The 15,980-nt window shown below is 65.8% G+C and carries 10 protein-coding genes; 2 read left to right on the top strand and 8 right to left on the bottom strand.

The window, feature by feature from the left end; genetic code table 11:
* Window positions 1-161: 161 nt before the first annotated feature.
* Together mmsB and POS17_RS03680 are read right to left on the bottom strand one after the other, a co-directional pair.
* Entirely contained in the window at window positions 162-1,049 is an 888-nt protein-coding gene (mmsB, locus tag POS17_RS03685; protein ID WP_060837406.1) for a 3-hydroxyisobutyrate dehydrogenase, read from the bottom strand.
* A gap of 10 nt (window positions 1,050-1,059) precedes the next feature.
* A complete protein-coding gene (locus POS17_RS03680) occupies window positions 1,060-2,586 on the bottom strand; it encodes a CoA-acylating methylmalonate-semialdehyde dehydrogenase (protein ID WP_060837405.1) in 1,527 nt (508 codons plus the stop codon).
* 148 nt (window positions 2,587-2,734) lie between these two features.
* Between POS17_RS03680 and POS17_RS03675 the strand changes: the two genes are divergently transcribed.
* A complete protein-coding gene (locus POS17_RS03675; RefSeq protein ID WP_016965434.1) occupies window positions 2,735-3,685 on the top strand; it encodes a LysR family transcriptional regulator in 951 nt (316 codons plus the stop codon).
* A 38-nt stretch (window positions 3,686-3,723) separates the two neighbouring features.
* Window positions 3,724-4,161: a hypothetical protein gene (locus POS17_RS03670; protein ID WP_060837404.1), complete on the top strand. Its 438-nt coding sequence runs from the start codon at window positions 3,724-3,726 to the stop codon at window positions 4,159-4,161.
* Window positions 4,162-4,198: 37 nt separating this feature from the next.
* Here POS17_RS03670 and POS17_RS03665 read toward each other — a convergent pair whose 3' ends face one another.
* From POS17_RS03665 to recC, 6 genes are all read right to left on the bottom strand, one after another.
* Complete coding sequence (locus tag POS17_RS03665) at window positions 4,199-4,693, bottom strand: OmpA family protein (RefSeq protein ID WP_060841871.1); 495 nt, start codon at window positions 4,691-4,693, stop codon at window positions 4,199-4,201.
* Between the two features lie 14 nt (window positions 4,694-4,707).
* Complete coding sequence (locus POS17_RS03660) at window positions 4,708-5,976, bottom strand: diguanylate cyclase domain-containing protein (protein ID WP_060837403.1); 1,269 nt, start codon at window positions 5,974-5,976, stop codon at window positions 4,708-4,710.
* Entirely contained in the window at window positions 5,973-6,554 is a 582-nt protein-coding gene (locus POS17_RS03655; protein ID WP_060841870.1) for a YfiR family protein, read from the bottom strand. The genes POS17_RS03660 and POS17_RS03655 overlap by 4 nt, the downstream gene beginning before the upstream one ends.
* Window positions 6,555-6,670: 116 nt before the next feature.
* Window positions 6,671-8,752, bottom strand: a complete 2,082-nt coding sequence (gene recD / locus POS17_RS03650; RefSeq protein ID WP_060837402.1) for an exodeoxyribonuclease V subunit alpha — start codon at window positions 8,750-8,752, stop codon at window positions 6,671-6,673.
* Window positions 8,749-12,441 carry an exodeoxyribonuclease V subunit beta gene (gene recB, locus POS17_RS03645; protein ID WP_060837401.1) on the bottom strand — a complete coding sequence of 1,231 codons (3,693 nt, stop codon included), beginning with the start codon at window positions 12,439-12,441 and terminating at the stop codon, window positions 8,749-8,751. The genes recD and recB overlap by 4 nt, the downstream gene beginning before the upstream one ends.
* A complete protein-coding gene (gene recC / locus POS17_RS03640) occupies window positions 12,438-15,890 on the bottom strand; it encodes an exodeoxyribonuclease V subunit gamma (protein WP_060837400.1) in 3,453 nt (1,150 codons plus the stop codon). The genes recB and recC overlap by 4 nt, the downstream gene beginning before the upstream one ends.
* Between the last annotated feature and the right edge of the window lie 90 nt (window positions 15,891-15,980).

Raw genomic sequence — 15,980 nt, 5'->3', positions numbered from 1 at the left:
CGGGCCGTTCGCAGCCTGCGGCAGCGGCTACACCTATCCTTGTAACCGCTGCTGAGCTCGCGAAGCTGCGAAAAGGACCGCAGGGCCTTGCCTGACGCTATCCAGCCTTGAGATCGCTGCGTCCGTTCGCAGCCTGCGGCAGCGGCTATACAGTCTTTGCCTTACTGCGGCTTGCGGTAGCTGTTGACGATGGCCGAGAAGTCCTTGCCACCCTCCCCCCGCAGGCTCATGGCCTGGTACAGCTGCTGGGCCACGGCGCCGAGCACCACCGGCTGATGCGCCTGGCGAGCGGCCTCGGTGGCCAGCCCCAGGTCCTTGAGCATCAGCTCGGCCCCAAAGCCGCCGGTGTAGCCGCGGGATGCCGGAGCGGTTTCAATCACTCCCGGCCACGGGTTGTAGGTATCGGAACTCCAGCAACGGCCGGTGGAGCTGTTGATGATCCCCGCCAGCACCTGGGTGTCGATGCCCAGGGCATCGCCCAGGGCCATGGCTTCACTGACGCCGATCATCGAAATCCCCAGCAGCAGGTTGTTGCAGATCTTGGCGATCTGCCCGGTGCCCACTTCGCCGCAATGCACGATGTTGCGCCCCATCTGCGCCAGCACCGGTTGCAGGGTGGCGAACAGCTCGGCACTGGCGCCGACCATGAAGGTCAGGGTGCCGGCCTGGGCGCCACCGGTGCCGCCAGACACCGGCGCATCGGCCATGGCCACGCCTTGCCTGGCGGCAGCGGCGGCCACTTCGCGGGCGGTCTGCGGGTCGATGGTGCTGCAGTCCACTGCCGGCACGCCGCTGGCGATCCCCGCCAGCACCCCGTCTTCACCCAGCCACACACTGCGCACATGGGCCGCGGCGGGGAGCATGGTGATCACCAGCTCGGCGCCTTCGGCGGCGGCCTTGGGCGAGGCGCTGATGCGCCCGCCCAGTTGCGCCAGCTCCGCCAGCACGCTCTGGTTGAGGTCGAACAGGTTCAGCTGATGCCCGGCCTTGATCAGGTTGCGGGCCATGGGCGCGCCCATGTTGCCCAGGCCGATAAATGCAATGTTCATGTCAGGCTCCTCAACGCAGGCTGATGGTGGTGTTCACACCGTCGTTGACGCTGTCGTCGTCGAACCAGCGGGCGGTGACGGTCTTGGTCTGAGTGTAGAACTGCACCACTTGCTTGCCGTACGGGCCCAGGTCGCCGAGCTTGGAACCGCGGGAACCGGTGAAGCTGAAGAACGGCACCGGCACCGGAATCGGGATGTTGATGCCGACCTGGCCGACATCGATTTCGCTCTGGAACTTGCGCGCCGCCGCCCCGCTTTGGGTGAACAGGCCGGTGCCGTTGCCGAAGGGGTTGGCGTTGACCAGGGCAATGGCCTGATCCAGGGTGTCGACCTCCAGCACCACCAGCACCGGGCCGAAGATTTCCTGGGTGTAGATCTGCATATCGGTGGTTACCCCGGAGAACAGGGTCGGACCGATGAAGTTGCCCTGCTCGTAGCCCGGGACCTTGATGCCGCGGCCATCGAGTTCCAGCTTGGCGCCTTCTTTCACGCCGCTTTCGATCAGCTCCAGAATCCGCGCCTTGGCGCGCTTGGACACGACCGGACCCACATCGGTGCCCGGCTCGCTGCCGGCGTTGACCTTGAGCTTCTGCGCCAGGGCCTTGAGGTCTGGCAGCCATTGTTTCGAAGCGCCCACCAGCACCACCACCGAGGTGGCCATGCACCGCTGACCGGCCGCGCCGAAGCCGGCGCCCACCAGGGCATTGAGGGTCTGTTCGCGGTTGGCGTCGGGCAGGACCACGGCGTGGTTCTTCGCGCCCATCATCGATTGCACGCGCTTGCCGTGCTTGCCCGCCAGGTCATAGACGTGAGTGCCGACCGCGGTCGAACCGACGAAGGACACCGCCTTGATGTCCTTGTGGGTGCACAGCGCATCCACCACGTCCTTGCCACCGTGCACCACGTTGAGCACGCCGGCCGGCACCCCGGCTTCCACCGCCAGCTCCACCAGCAGCATGGTGGACAGCGGGTCCTGCTCGGAAGGCTTGAGGACGAAGGTGTTGCCACAGGCGATGGCCATCGGGAACATCCACAGCGGAATCATCGCCGGGAAGTTGAACGGGGTGATCCCGGCGCACACGCCGATCGGCTGGCGCAGGGTGTAGGTGTCGACACCGCCGGCAACGTTCTCGGCGAATTCGCCCATCTGCAGGGTGCCAATGGAGCAGGCGTGTTCCACCACTTCCAGGCCGCGGAAGATGTCGCCCTCGGCGTCGGCGAGGGTCTTGCCCTGCTCGGCGCTGAGGACTGCGGCAATGCGTTTGGAATGCTCGCGGATCAGGGCCTGGAGCTTGAGCATGATGCGCATCCGCGCGCCGATCGGGGTCAGTTTCCAGGTCTGGAAGGCGCGCTGGGCGGCGGCAATCGCGGCGTCGACTTCAGCGGCGGTGGCAAAGGGCACCTTGGCCAGCACTTCCTGGGTCGCCGGGTTGACGATGTCATGCCATTCCTGGCTCTGGGACTGGACCCATTCACCGTCGATCAGCAATTTGACCTGTTGCAGGGTGGTGCCGTCGGGCTTGAGGGATGCGTTCATGAGGTCTCCTGACTTCTTGAGTTCTTATGCAGGGAACCAAGGCGGGCAAGCGCCTTGAAAGAGGGGCTGTCGCGAGTTGGTGTCGGACGGTTTTTGGAGTATAGATGTGCAAATTCCTAATAAGAACGCACATAAAATCCGGTCCAACATGCAAAAAAACATCACCTCGCTGAGCACCCTGAACTGGGACGACCTGAAGTTTTTCCTCGAAGTGGCGCGCACCCGCAAGGCCAGCAGCGCGGCCAAGCGCCTGGCGGTGGACTACACCACGGTGTCGCGGCGCATCGGTTCGCTGGAAACCGCCCTGGGCACCCTGCTGTTCGAAAAGTCCCGCACCAACGGCTTCGTCCTCACCGCCGAAGGTCAGCGCCTGCTGGGTTATGCCGAGTCGATCGAGAGCACCCTGCACATGGCCTGCGAGCAGGTCTCGGGTTCCGGGGTGGCGTTGTCCGGGCATGTGCGCATGGGCTGCACCGAAGGCTTCGGCAGCTTCTTCGTCACCCCGCAACTGAGCCATTTCCTCGACGCCTACCCGGCGATCTCGGTGGATATCCTGCCGCTGCCGCACTTCATCAGCCTGTCCAAGCGTGAGGCGGACATCGTCATTGCCCTGGAGCGCCCGGAGCACGGACCTTACGTGTGCTGCAAGCTGTGCGACTACCGCCTGCAGCTGTACGCCACCCAGGAATACCTCGACCGTCACCCGCCGATCCGCCGCCCCAGCGACCTGGGGGAACATCAATTCATCAGCTACGTGGACGACCTGGCGTTCAGTTCCGAGCTGCTGTACCTGGCCAATGTGGTGCCCGGGGCCAGCGCCAACCTGCGCAGCACCAGCGTCATCGCCCAATACGTGGCGGCGCAGCAGGGCCGCTCGCTGGCGATCCTGCCGTGCTTCCTGGCGGCCCAGGACCCGCGGCTGCTGCCCGTACTGCCCAAGGAGATCAACCTGACCCGGCAATTCTGGATGTACTGCCGTGAAGACCTGCGCAAATTGAAGCGCATCACCCTGTTGTGGGATTACATCCGCGAGGTAACCGAGCAGAATCGGCCGCTGCTCATGGGGGACAGTCGCAGCATGCTGTTCGCCGCCCCCTGACGCTTTACCTGCTCATGGATCGATCTGGATACCCGAAGATGAACAAACTCAGCCGGCGCGGCTCGCTCACCCTTGGCGCAGTAGTTCTCGGCGCCTCGCTGTGGCCCGCTTCGCAATGGTGGGAAAAGGGCCTGGCGACGGCCCGCGGCGCCCCCCGCATCAGCCCCAACGGGTGCTACAGGGTTCAGGTATTCAGGCCGTTCTGGGTCCTGCCCGGCAGATTCCACACCCAGTACCACCCGGACCCGGAGCAGGCTCCCAACGAGAACCCGCACTGGGAACTGCCGGCGTTTTTCCGTTTGTATGACCAGCGCAATGGCCAATGGCTTGGCGACAGCCAGATCTATGACCTGGTCGTCGACGGGGGGCCCTTGCAGTGGGGCATGAAAGGGGACCCGCGGGTGTCCGCGGCCATGATCGACATCGGCCCCAACGTGCCGGATTGCATCGGCGACCAGCCGGCCAAAGGGCGCTAACGGCTGCCGGGGGTAGCCGCCAGCCGGGCAATGCCGATCAGTCGGCGATCACCACGATCGACACCCGGCGGTTCTCGGTGCGTCCGGCTGCGGTGCTGTTGGAGGCCACCGGCTCGCTGCTGCCCAGGCCGCGCAACTGGATATTCTCTTCACGCATGCCGACCTGGGTCAGCACCTTGACCACGCTCTTGGCCCGGCGCACCGACAGCTGCACGTTGTAGGCCTCCTTGCCCGAAGCGTCGGTGTGGCCGTCGACCCGGACCTTCTGGATATCGACGCTGAGCAGGGCCTTGCCGATGCGCTGGACGATCTCGGTGCTGGCCTGGTTCAAGGTTTCCACATCGCTGCCAAACAGCACCTTGCCCGACAGGCCGAAGGCCCAGCCTTCATCCGTCAGTTCGAAGCCCTCCTGTTTCAGTACCGCGATCTGTTTCGGGGTCAGACCTTTGGGCGGCACGCTCTGGCAGCCAGCCAGGGCCAACAGGGCCATGAACACCAGGGTGCTGAACAGTCGAACCGAACGTTGCGTCATCGAGAACAAGGGAATTAGCTCCTGTTTTGAACCTGAACGATTGGGGGCTCCGCCCCCACGGTGTGTTGCCCGCCTCGCGAACCGCGCTTGGCTTGGTACATGGCCTCATCGGCAGCATTCAACAGGCTGCCGGGGGTCAGGCCATGATCCGGGTACACGGCAATGCCGATGCTCAGCGACGTCATGATCGACAGATTGCCGGGCAGCTGGATCGGCATTTCCATGCTGTTGATGATTTTGTCAGCAATGCGCTGGGCGTCTTCGACCCGGTGCAGCGGCGTCAGCAGCACGGCGAATTCATCCCCGCCCAGGCGCGCGACCAGGTCTTCCTCACGCAGTTGCGCGCGAATCCGCGTGGCCACCGCCACCAGCACCGCATCGCCGGCGGCATGGCCGAAGTTGTCGTTGATCTCCTTGAAGCGGTCGCTGTCGAGAAACAGCACCGCCATGCGCTCGTTGAGCTTGCTGGCGCTGCGCAGCGCACGGATCAGCCGGCCCTCGAAAAACGCCCGGTTGGGCAGACCGGTCAGGCTGTCGTGGCTGGCCTGGTGCGCCAGGGTTTCATTCTCGCTTTGCAGATGGGTCTGCCAGGCTTCCAGCTCATCGAGCAGGGCATTGAAGTCGTTGCCCAGGTTGTCCAGCTCGGCGATTTGTGCAGGCGGCACCCGCTGGTCGAACGCGCGCTCGCGCCGGGCCGCGTGAGCCACTTCCGCCAGGCTGCGCAGGGGGCCGGTGATGCCCCGCAGTTGCCGGCGCGCCAGGTACAGCGACACCCAGGCACTCAGCGCGGTGCACAGCACGATGCCCACCAGACCGCTGAACAGGAAGCGCAAGAGGCTGCCGCCATGGCCGGTGACATTGACCGTGCCGACTTCGCGGTTCTGATGCAGGATCGGCAAGCTGATGGGCTTTTCCAGGAACGCGCTGGCGACGTGCATTTCCAGATTGGTCAGCAGGCCGCTCTCCGGACGTTGCCAACTGGCCAGCAGGCGGCCCTGGGTGTCGTAGACCTTGGCATCGGCCACCTCTTCGGTGGAGGCGATCAGGGCCAGGGCCTCGGTGGCCACCACCGTGTCGTTGAACACCACCGCGGCTTCCACGGTGTAGCTGATGGACCGGGCGATCAGGTGCAGGTTGTGATCGGCATAGACCCGCAACGCCAGGACCCCGAGAAAGGTCAGGGACAGGCTGGCCATGCAGATCGCCAGCAGCGCGACGATCAGGTGGCCACGACCGATGACCGACCGCAGGGTGGGGCGGGCCTTGGACTTGAACCCTTTCATGGGGCCGCCGGACGACGACGAGACAATTGCAGCACGCTGGGATGAATCTTCACCCCACTGCGGGCCACCGAGTCCAGATTGACCTCGAACGACACCTGGTTGTCGCTGACCCGCAGGCAGAACAGGCTGCCCACGGTGCACTGGTCGCCGCCCTCGCTGATGCTCAGTACGGGCTGGCCGATCAGCGAGTTGAACAGCCGGTTACGCTCTTCAGTGCTCAATTTGCCGACGTACACCGAGTCGCACTCGCTGGCCAGGGCCGGACTGCTGGCCAGCAACCGGCGCACCAGCACCGGGCGGCCGGTGGCCTGTGTCGTGCCCTTGAGCAGGTCATCGGTGTATTCGGTGGGCCCCACCACGCACAAGCGCAGCTCCGCGGGCTCCACCGGCCATCGCGCGTAGCTGAGGATCCCCAGCACCACTTGCGTCACCGCCTTGGCCCGCTGCTCGGCCAGGCTGGTCGGGGTTGAAGGCTCTGACTGCGCCACGGCGCACAGACTGAACAGGCAAAGAATGGTCGACAGTGCAAACTGTCTCCACCGCAAACTGCGCTCTGTCCTCAAGACAGCCACGTCCATGCAGGGATTCTCGTTGAATTTCACGGAAATGATGCCGCAACGATAGCACAGCCCGGGAAAATGCCGCGAGGCCAGCGCCCCGAAACGGTGCCGGGCACCAGACTCAAACATCGGCGTCAGTCCAGCTCCAGCATCAACCCGCTGAGGCGCTTGACCTTGCGCCGCACCGCCTCTTCGAAGACCCCGGCGCGGGGCTCGATCAGGCTGAACCAGTCCTTGGCCCGAGTGATGCCGGTGTAGATCAACTCCTTGGTCAGCACCGGGTTCAGGGCATCGGGCAGGATCAGCGCCGTATGGGCGAACTCCGAGCCCTGGGACTTGTGCACCGTCATGGCATAGACCGTCTCCACGTCGTTGAGCCGGCTCGGCAGCACCAGGCGCACCCCGCCCTGGCCATCGTTCCGCGGGAAGGCAACCCGCAGCACCTGGCGCCCCGGCTCCTGGCCCTGCGCCTCCGGCAGTTTCAGGGCGATGCCGATATCGCCGTTCATCAGCCCCAGGCCATAGTCGTTGCGGGTCATCAGCACCGGACGGCCTTCGTACCACAGCTGGTCGCTGTCGATCAGCCGGGCCTTGAACAGTGCCTGGGTAATGCGCAGGTTCAGGCCTTCGACGCCCCAGGGCCCCTTGCGCACCGCGCAGAGCAACTGGAAACGGTCAAAGGCCAGCAGCACATTGCGCGCCCACTCGGTCCAACACCGGTCGTCCAGAGGCGTGTCGGCGGCGGGACGCTGACTGCGCAGCACATTCAGGTAATGCCGGTAGCCTTGCGGTCCCTCGCCATGGCCTTCCAGCAGCAGGCGCTCCAGCGCCCGATCCTGCTCGCCCTTGAGGCTCAGGCCATACAGGTCGGCATGGCTGCGGGCCGCCAGCAGGCGCCGGGCCTCGTCGGCCTGTTGCTGATTGACCCAACGCGCCAGCTGGCCAATGCCGCTGCCTTCGCCGAAACGCCGGGAGTGACGCAGCATCACCACCTGCTGCGCCAGGGGATGCTGGTGCCCGCTGTCCTCCTGCAGGCCGCTGGCACCCAGGTGTTCGCCACTGACCGCTTCCAGCCAGGCACGGGTCTGCGGGTTGTACCAGCCGGCCTCGGCATCGCGGCACAGGTCCCCGAGCACGGCCCCAGCCTCCACCGAGGCCAACTGGTCCTTGTCCCCCAGCAGCACCAGACGCGCATGGATGGGCAAGGCGTCCAGCAGATTGGCCATCATTTCCAGGTCGATCATCGAGGCTTCGTCCACCACCAGCACATCCAGAGGCAGGCGGTTGCCGGCGTGATGGCGGAAATGCCGGGTGCCCGGACGATTGCCCAGCAAACGGTGCACCGTGGTCACTTCACTGGGGATCTTCTCGCGCACTTCGTCGGCCACCGACAGCGAGCGCACCTGCAAGCTGATGGACTCGGTGAGACGCGCCGCGGCCTTGCCGGTGGGCGCCGCCAGACGAATGCGCAGCGGTTTGCGGGCTTCCACCGCCGGGCCCTGGAGCAGGGCCAGCAGGCGCACCACAGTGGTGGTCTTACCGGTGCCGGGGCCGCCGGTGATGATGCTGAAGGCACCGCGGGTGGCCAGGGCGCAGGCCAGTTTCTGCCAGTCGATGGGGCCACTGGCCCGGGCCACACCGAACAGCCCGTCGAGGCGCTGGGACAGGTTTTCCGGGGTGGCCTCGGTGACCGCCAGGCGTTGACGCAGGGCATTGTCGATGCGCCGTTCATAGGCCCAGTAGCGCCGCAGGTACAGGCGCTTGCCGGACAGCACCAACGGCCGCTGGCGGGACGCATCACCCTGATCCGCCGCCAGGGCCACCAGCCGACTGCCGGCCAGGACCTTGCACCACTGGGCGCCTTCCAGCCCCGCCAGGACCTGGGACGGCAGCACCGGGGCACCGCTTTGCGAATCCCCTTCCGGGGGCAGGGACAGGGCGAAATCCGGCTCCTTGAGGGTTTCGAACAGGTCCAGGCAGACATGCCCATGCCCCAGCTGGTGACTGGTCAGGGCCGCGGCCATCAGCACCAGCGGATCGCAGCCCGGGTCCAGTTCATGGAGAAAACCGACAAAGGCCTTGTCCAGGGAACGCAGCCAGCCGCGCTCGACCCAGCGCTCGAGCAACAGCAGCAGGTCCTCGGCACGGGCCAGGGGGGCCAGGTCGAACGGCACCTCCGGCGTTTCGGTCGAGGAGTCGAACAGATCCGGGGTCATAGCAGCACTCCCTGCTCCCAGGCGGGCTCGGCCCTGGGCGGCTCGGGCTGGCCCTGGAACATGCGGTCGAGACTCTCGATCAACTGCCGTGGCGGCCGGGCGAAATACGCGCCCTGGCTCGCCGAACGACTGCCGCGCAGGAACAGGTACAGGGCGCCGCCGACGTGCCGGTCGTAGTCGTAGTCCGCCAGCCGGGCCTTGAGCTGGCGATGCAGGGCCAGCAGGTACAGCACATATTGCAGGTCGTAGCGGTTGTCGAGAATCGATTGTTCCATGGCCTGCTCGGTGTAGGCGGCGTCGTCCACGCCCAGCCAGTTGGATTTGTAGTCGGCCACGTAATAGCGGCCCCGGTGTTCGAACGTCAGGTCGATAAAGCCCTTGAACATGCCGTTGAGCAGCACCGGCTCGGCGGTGACCCGCGCCGCGCCCTGGTGGGTCTGCTGACGCACCCGTTGGTCCAGCTTGAGTACGTCGACCTTGTGGCTGGCGAACCAGAACTCCATTTCGACCCGGTACTGGGTCAGCTGCCCCAGCACCACCGGCGGCTGTCCGTCCCCCACCGGCAAGGGGGCTTGCAGCAGGTGCTGCAGCCAGTCGCTGAGGGTCGGGATCCAGCCCTGCCAGCCGCGGCGATTGCAACGGCGGGCGATGGCGTCGCCGATCTGCTCCGGGGTTGCGGCAAAGCCCTCCTCCCCGGCCCACTCCAGCAGACCATGCAGGAAGGTGCCGGGGTTCGGGCCCCGGGGAAAACGATGGATATCGCCACCACTGGCGGCGACTTCACGCGGGGCTTCAGGGTCCAGCCGCTCATCATCGAAGAGTTTCTGCGCCTGGGGGTTTTCCGGGGCTTCGCTGCTGCCCGCGCCCAGGGTGTCGCTGATGCGCAGGGCGCTGTAGGAAGCGATCCACCAGTTCTCCGCCGCACGACGAACCGGGATCAGCGGCTCCAGGAGGCTGGCGTCATTGCGTGGCGGATGAAAGCGCTGCTCATCGGCGGCCGGCAGCTCGCCAACGCCGATGGCGTCACAGCCTTGCTGCAAATCCAGCAGCCAGCGCAGCAGCCCCTTGGACTCGTCGAGCCGGGCACCACCGCCCAGCAGGTAGCCCAGGGCCGAGAGGTGCAGCACCGAGCTGTTGTGATTGCCGCGCTTGAGGTCGGCCACACCCAGCCAGCAGGCATGCTGGGCCCGGGTCAGGGCCACGTAGAGCAGCCGCAGGTCCTCCGCCAGGCGTTCTTCGTCCGCTTGCGCGATCAGCTCCGGGGTCGGTCGCAGGCTGACCTGAGGCTTGCCTGCGCCATCGTGGTAATGCAGGGGCAGGCGGCTGCCATCCACCGGTTTGGTGGAGCAGATAAAGGGCAGGAACACCAAGGGATACTCCAGGCCCTTGGACTTGTGGATGGTCACCACCTTGACCAGTTGCTCGTCGCTTTCCAGGCGCAGGATCTGCTCCTCCGCGGCCTGCCCGGACAGCGCCAGATGCTCGGCCAGATGACGGATCAGGGCTTGCTCGCCGTCCAGTTCCGCGGCGTTCTGTTGCAGCAGCTCGGACAGGTGCAACAGGTTGGTCAGCACCCGCTCGCCATCGCTGCGGGCCATCAGCGCCTGGGGCAGCTGGAAGTCGTGAAGCAGGCGGCGCAGCATCGGCAGCACGCCCTGGCTGCGCCAGATCGCCCGATATCCGCGAAACTGCATGACCCGGGCCTCCCAGGCCAGCTCGTCCTGGTTCAGCCGCTCCAGTTCCACCAGGGACAGGTTCAGGGTCAAGGAAGCCAGGGCGGCCCGCAGCGGGCGCTCCACATCCGGCTCGGCACAGGCCTTGAGCCACACCAGCAGGTCCCGGGCTTCCTGGGCGGCGAACACCGAGTCCTTGTCCGACAGGTACACGCTGCGCACCCCGCGGGCGGCCAGTTCAGCGCGGACCGCCTGGGCCTCCTTGCCATCGCGGACCAGGATGGCGATATCCGCCGGCAACAGCCCCTTGAGGGGTTGCTGCTCGCGGACAAAACCGCTGCGGCCCTGCTGGCCGCCATTGAGCATCTGGACGATCGCACTGGCACAGGCCGCCGCCTGCTGCTGACGATACTGGGCCCCGGACAGTGGCTGCTCGGCCGGCAGATGCCAGAAGTTCAGCGCCGGCACCCCTTGCCCCTCGACCTGCAGATGCTCCTTGCGCCCCTGGGCCGCCACCGCCAGGAACGGCACCGGGTTCTGGCCGTCGTCTTCGCGAAACAGAAAGGCCCCGCGCCCCTGCGGACGCTGTTCGGCCTGCAGGAACACATGGTTGACCGCGCTGACCATGGCCTGGCTGGAACGGAAGTTGGTGCCCAACGTGTGCAGGCGCCCGGTGGTGGCCTGGCGGGCCCGCAGGTAGGTGTAGATATCGGCGCCACGGAAGGCGTAGATCGCCTGCTTGGGGTCGCCGATCAGAAACAATCCGGTCTCGGGATCGTTGGCCTCGATGCGGTAGATGCTTTCGAAGATCCGGTACTGCACCGGGTCGGTGTCCTGGAACTCGTCGATCAGGGCCACCGGGAACTGCTCGCGGATCAGGGTCGCCAGGCGCTCGCCGCCATCGCTGTGCAGGGCGCTGTCCAGACGCAGCAGCATGTCGTCGAAGCCCATCTCGGCACGGCGACGTTTCTCTTCTTCAAAGCGCTCACCGACCCACTGCGCGGCGTGCTGCAGGACCGCGGCGTCAGGGCTGGGCAAAGCCTCGAGGCTGGCCTTGAGCCCGGCCATGGCTTCAAGCGCCGGGTGCTGCGGCGCCTCTCCCTTCCAGGCTTCGCTCATGCCGTCCGGGGTCAGGCGGGTGAAGCCGGTGCCGATGTCCAACTGTTCAACGGACTCGTCCTCGGCCCAGGCGCTGATCTTTTCAAACCAGGGCTCGAAGAAGCGCGCCTGCAGCTTGCGGCCATCGACGCTCTTGCTGGCCACGCCTTGCAGGCAGATATCCCGCAACTCCCCGGCCCATAGCCGCCAGGGTGCCTTGAGTTGCACCAGGGCTTCCCGGCGCTCCTGCAGGCAAGCCTCGATCAACTCGGCGGGCGTCTGCGCCGAGGGCTTGCGATGCTCGCTGCCAAACAGCGCGCGAACCCGCGGCAGCAACTGGGCCGGGCCGACCCAGTGGGCGCGTACCCAGTTCAGCGCATCGCCCTGCATCGGGTAGCAGAACAGCCGCCAGTAATCGCGCAGCACCTGTCCCAGCAGGTCGCTGTGGTCGGTTTCCAGGGTCTGGGTGAACAGACTGCCGCTGTCGAAGGCGTGCTCGCGCAGCATCCGCTGACACCAGCTGTGGATGGTGGAGACGGCGGCCTCGTCCATCCATTGCGCGGCGATGTCCAGGCGATTGGCGCAGGCGGCCCACTGTTCGGCAGGGTATTGCTCGCGCAACTCGAGAATCAGGCTGTCGGGGGCATTGATCTCGTCACGGAAGAAACGCGCGGCCTCCGCCAGACGGGTACGGATGCGCTCGCGCAACTCCTTGGTCGCGGCGTCGGTGAAGGTCACCACCAGAATCTGCGGCGGCAGCAGTTCGCGGCCAAAACCTGCGGACTCGCCACCGTGCCCCAGCACCAGGCGCAGGTACAGCGCGGAGATGGTGAAGGTCTTGCCGGTGCCGGCGCTGGCTTCGATCAGCTGGCTGCCGCGCAGGGGAAAGGCCAGGGCCAGGGGGGCTTGTTGACTCATTGCGCGGCCTCCTCGCCGAGGGCGGAACGCCAGGGGGCGTCCAGCAGGGGACGATAGAGCGTTTCGGCCCAGCCGCTGAAGGTCTCATCGGCGATCAGTGCGTTGTAATCGGCAAATTGCCGGGCCAGGGCCGGAGTCTCCCGGCGCTCGCCCTCGCTGTTCTGGCCGTCGCCATCGTAAGTCTTGCGGGCGGCGGCGCCGGCTTTGTCCGGATCGCTCTGCCCGAGCCAGGCAAAGGCGGTCTTGACCGCCACCGGCAGCGGCTGGCGCATGCCCGCCTGCCAGGCCAGCAGCAGGTTGCCGAGAATCGTCCGCGCCTGTTGCTGCTCCAGCGGCGCGAGCAACAGGCTGTCATCGCTGGCCACCAGCGCGGTGGTCAGGGAGTAGCCGCTGGCGCAGGCCAGCAGGTGATTGATCCAGGGTTTGATCAGGCGGTGCCATTTGCGGGTCTTGATCGAGCCGATGCCATTGGCAATGGTGGTCACCGCCAACAGCCCGCCATCTGCCCGCTGATGCAGGCTGCTCAACCAGCCTTCCACACGCACGCCCTGGAGCTCCAGGCTGACCGGCAAGGCGCTGGTCAGCGGTGTCGGCCACAGGTCCAGCAGTTGCCGGTAGCGCTGCAGCAGGTCCGGCAACGGCTCCATGAGCTCACGTTGCAGGCACTCGCCAAACCCGGCCATGGGCAGCAGGCCGCTGGCTTGCAGCCGCTGCGCCTGGGCCTGCAGGGCCTGCTCCGGATGCGCGGCATCGCTCAAGGCCGCTTCCAGCAAACTGTCGCTCAGGCTGTAGCGTTGCAGGGCATCGAGGACGAAGGGCTCCTCGTCCGCCAGGGGCGCGTCCATGGCCTCGAAGAACACCTTGAGCCGCTGGCTGAAAAAGTGCCGTACCGGGTGCCGCAGAAAGTCCTGCAACTGAGCCAGGCTCAGGGGTTCATCCTGGACATAGGGTTCAAGGGGCTGGACGGCCATGGCGGGCTCGTGGGCCTGGTGCAGGACCTGCCATTCCCGGGCATAGCTGAACAGTGTGTCGCTGTCGTGGAAGTAGCGGGCACTGAAGGGCTGCAGCGGGTGCTCCTGGGTCAGGGCGTCGAGCAACGATGCCTGTTCGTCCACCAGCCGCCAGCCGCCGGCCAGATGATCGCGCAGCTGGCCGATCAGTACCGAGGCGGGCCGTTCGCTGTTGTCGCGAATACTGCGGCCAACCCAACTGATGTACAGCTGGTCCCGGGCCGAGAGCAGGGCTTCGAGCAGCAGGTAGCGGTCATCCTCACGCCGTGAACGGTCGCCGGGACGGTAGTCGCTGCCCATCAGGTCGAAGTCCAGGGGCGGCTGGGCGCGCGGGTAATCGCCGTCGTTCATGCCCAAAAGACACACCAGCTTGAAGGGGATGGCACGCATCGGCATCAGGGTGCAGAAGTTCACGGCGCCGGCGAGAAAGCGCTGGGACAGGCGGCCCTGATCCAGGCCGGCGAGCCAGGCTTCGCGCACCACCGTCAGGGGCAACCGATCTTGCAGGCCGACGGATTCGCAGGTTTCCAGCCAGGTTTCCCGCAGGTCCTCAAGCTGGCCCAACAGGTAGTCGTCGTGCTCGGTAGCGGCCAGGAAGAACAGCTGCAGCAACTGCTGCAGGCGCTCGCCCCACTGGGCGGGCACCGCCGGTTCGATGAGTTGCTGGTAGGCCATCTGCAAGGCATCCAGCAGAGCCACCAAGGGACCGATCAGCGCTGCGTCCAGGCCGCCAATCTCGTCATAGGGCTCAATGCCGTCGCAGGCAGAGGAGCGGCCGACGGCGTACCCCAGGAGCATGCGCCGCAGACCGAAACGCCAGCTGTTTTGCTCAAGCTCCTGGGGCAGCCCCAGTTCGGCCCGTTGCTCGGCGTTCATGCCCCAACGGATACCGGCCCCCTCGATCCAGCGATGCAAGGTCGGCAGGTCGGCTTCGTCGACACCAAAACGGGCGCGCAACGCAGGCACATCAAGCAGGTCGAGGATCTCGCTGACCGGAAAGCGGCTGTCCGGCAGTTTCAGCAGGTGCTCGACGGCAATCAGCAGCGGGTCGCGGCCACGCTGGCCCTGGTCGGTGAGGGTGAAGGGGATAAAGCGGCGGTCATCTCGTTCCAACTGGCCAAATACCGCCCGGATGTGCGGGGCGTAGCTGTCGATGTCCGGCACCATGACGATCACATCCCGGGGGCGCAGCTCGGGTTCGGCACTGAAGCGCGCCAGTAGCTGGTCATGGAGAATTTCCACTTCCCGTTGCGCACTGTGGGCAATGTGAAAACGGATCGATTGATCCTGCTGCAAATCGACGGCGGGCCAGCGTTCGCGGGTTTCGTTGAGGGGGCGCAGTTCGAGGATGTCGTCCTGCAACTGCTGGAGCATGGAGCGCGGTTCGCTCTCGCTGAACAGGTCGATGCGACCGTCGCGAAAAGCCGCGCGGTAGCTGTTGGGATCGTCGTAGCTGTCCAGCAGATTGATGTAGTCCCGTCCCTGTTTTCCCCAGGCTGCCAGCAGCGGATGGGCGTGCTGGTGCAGGGTTTGCGGATCCAGGGCCAGGGGCATGCCGGCTTTGCGCGCCTGACGTTTGTACTGGTGGCGCAGCAGATCCTTGTCGGCAACGATATCCGCCCAATGGTGACGGCAGGGGTTGTGCACACAGAGCAGGACCTGGCTGAAACGCGCCAGTCCGGCCAAGGCTTCGAGGGCTTGGGCCGGCAATGAGGAAATGCCGAAAACGATCACCCGGGATGGCAAGCCGGCGGGGGGCTGGTCCAGGCTGTTGATCCGCTCGATAAAGCGTTGGTGGACTCCGGCTCGACTCTGGGCCATGCCCTCAGTGCCGACATCCACCAGCAGGGCTCGCCACAGTTCGGCTTGCCAGCAGTTGGCTGGGGTCAGGGCCTTGGCTTCGCCGCGAACGTTGCGCAATTGATGGCGCCCTGCCGACCAGTCTTCCAGCCAGTCGGCTCGATAGACCTGATATTGGTCGAACAGGTCCGCCAGGCGCTCAGCCAGTTGGTAGCGTTTACGTAGATCGCTGTCGTGGGTCAGGAAGCGTTGCAGGGGCTCGAAATGGGGCTCGTCGATCAGTTCCGGCAGCAGGCGCATCAGACGCCAGGTCAGCGGGGCTTTATCCAGCAAGGATTTGGGCGGGATTTCATCACGCCCCAGTACCAGACGGTAGAGCTGCCACATGAAGCTACCGGGCAACTGCACATCGATCGCCGCGGCGATCCCGCAGCCGCCGGAGTCATCCTCCTCGGGGTCTTCGGCCAGGGCCAGCTTCAACCATTGGGCTATGCCATTGCTCTGCACCAGGGCGATTTCATTTTCCAGGGGAGCCAGCGGGTAACGCCGCATCCAGCTGACCACCAGACTGCGCAACTCGTCCAGGCGGTTACCGTGAACCACCATAAAACCGGGGGTGAGGGACGAGGCGTCCGGCATAAAGGCTTCCTTGGAGAATGCAAAAAGCTAGGCCGGAACCTTAGCACTGTCGCGGGGTGCTGGCAGCCGTAGCCGAGCGGTCATGGTCGG

The organism is Pseudomonas sp. Os17 (genome assembly GCF_001547895.1).
GTDB lineage: Bacteria > Pseudomonadota > Gammaproteobacteria > Pseudomonadales > Pseudomonadaceae > Aquipseudomonas.
This window is presented reverse-complemented; position numbering and strand designations above follow the sequence as displayed.

What these genes read in the sequence shown, in the direction of transcription:
- POS17_RS03680 (WP_060837405.1), bottom strand. Translation starts at nt 2,586, where the DNA reads ATGAACGCATCCCTCAAGCCCGACGGCACCACCCTGCAACAGGTCAAA.
- POS17_RS03660 (WP_060837403.1), bottom strand. Translation starts at nt 5,976, where the DNA reads ATGAAAGGGTTCAAGTCCAAGGCCCGCCCCACCCTGCGGTCGGTCATC.
- POS17_RS03665 (WP_060841871.1), bottom strand. Translation starts at nt 4,693, where the DNA reads ATGACGCAACGTTCGGTTCGACTGTTCAGCACCCTGGTGTTCATGGCC.
- POS17_RS03670 (WP_060837404.1), top strand. Translation starts at nt 3,724, where the DNA reads ATGAACAAACTCAGCCGGCGCGGCTCGCTCACCCTTGGCGCAGTAGTT.
- recC (WP_060837400.1), bottom strand. Translation starts at nt 15,890, where the DNA reads ATGCCGGACGCCTCGTCCCTCACCCCCGGTTTTATGGTGGTTCACGGT.
- recB (WP_060837401.1), bottom strand. Translation starts at nt 12,441, where the DNA reads ATGAGTCAACAAGCCCCCCTGGCCCTGGCCTTTCCCCTGCGCGGCAGC.
- POS17_RS03675 (WP_016965434.1), top strand. Translation starts at nt 2,735, where the DNA reads ATGCAAAAAAACATCACCTCGCTGAGCACCCTGAACTGGGACGACCTG.
- recD (WP_060837402.1), bottom strand. Translation starts at nt 8,752, where the DNA reads ATGACCCCGGATCTGTTCGACTCCTCGACCGAAACGCCGGAGGTGCCG.
- POS17_RS03655 (WP_060841870.1), bottom strand. Translation starts at nt 6,554, where the DNA reads ATGGACGTGGCTGTCTTGAGGACAGAGCGCAGTTTGCGGTGGAGACAG.
- mmsB (WP_060837406.1), bottom strand. Translation starts at nt 1,049, where the DNA reads ATGAACATTGCATTTATCGGCCTGGGCAACATGGGCGCGCCCATGGCC.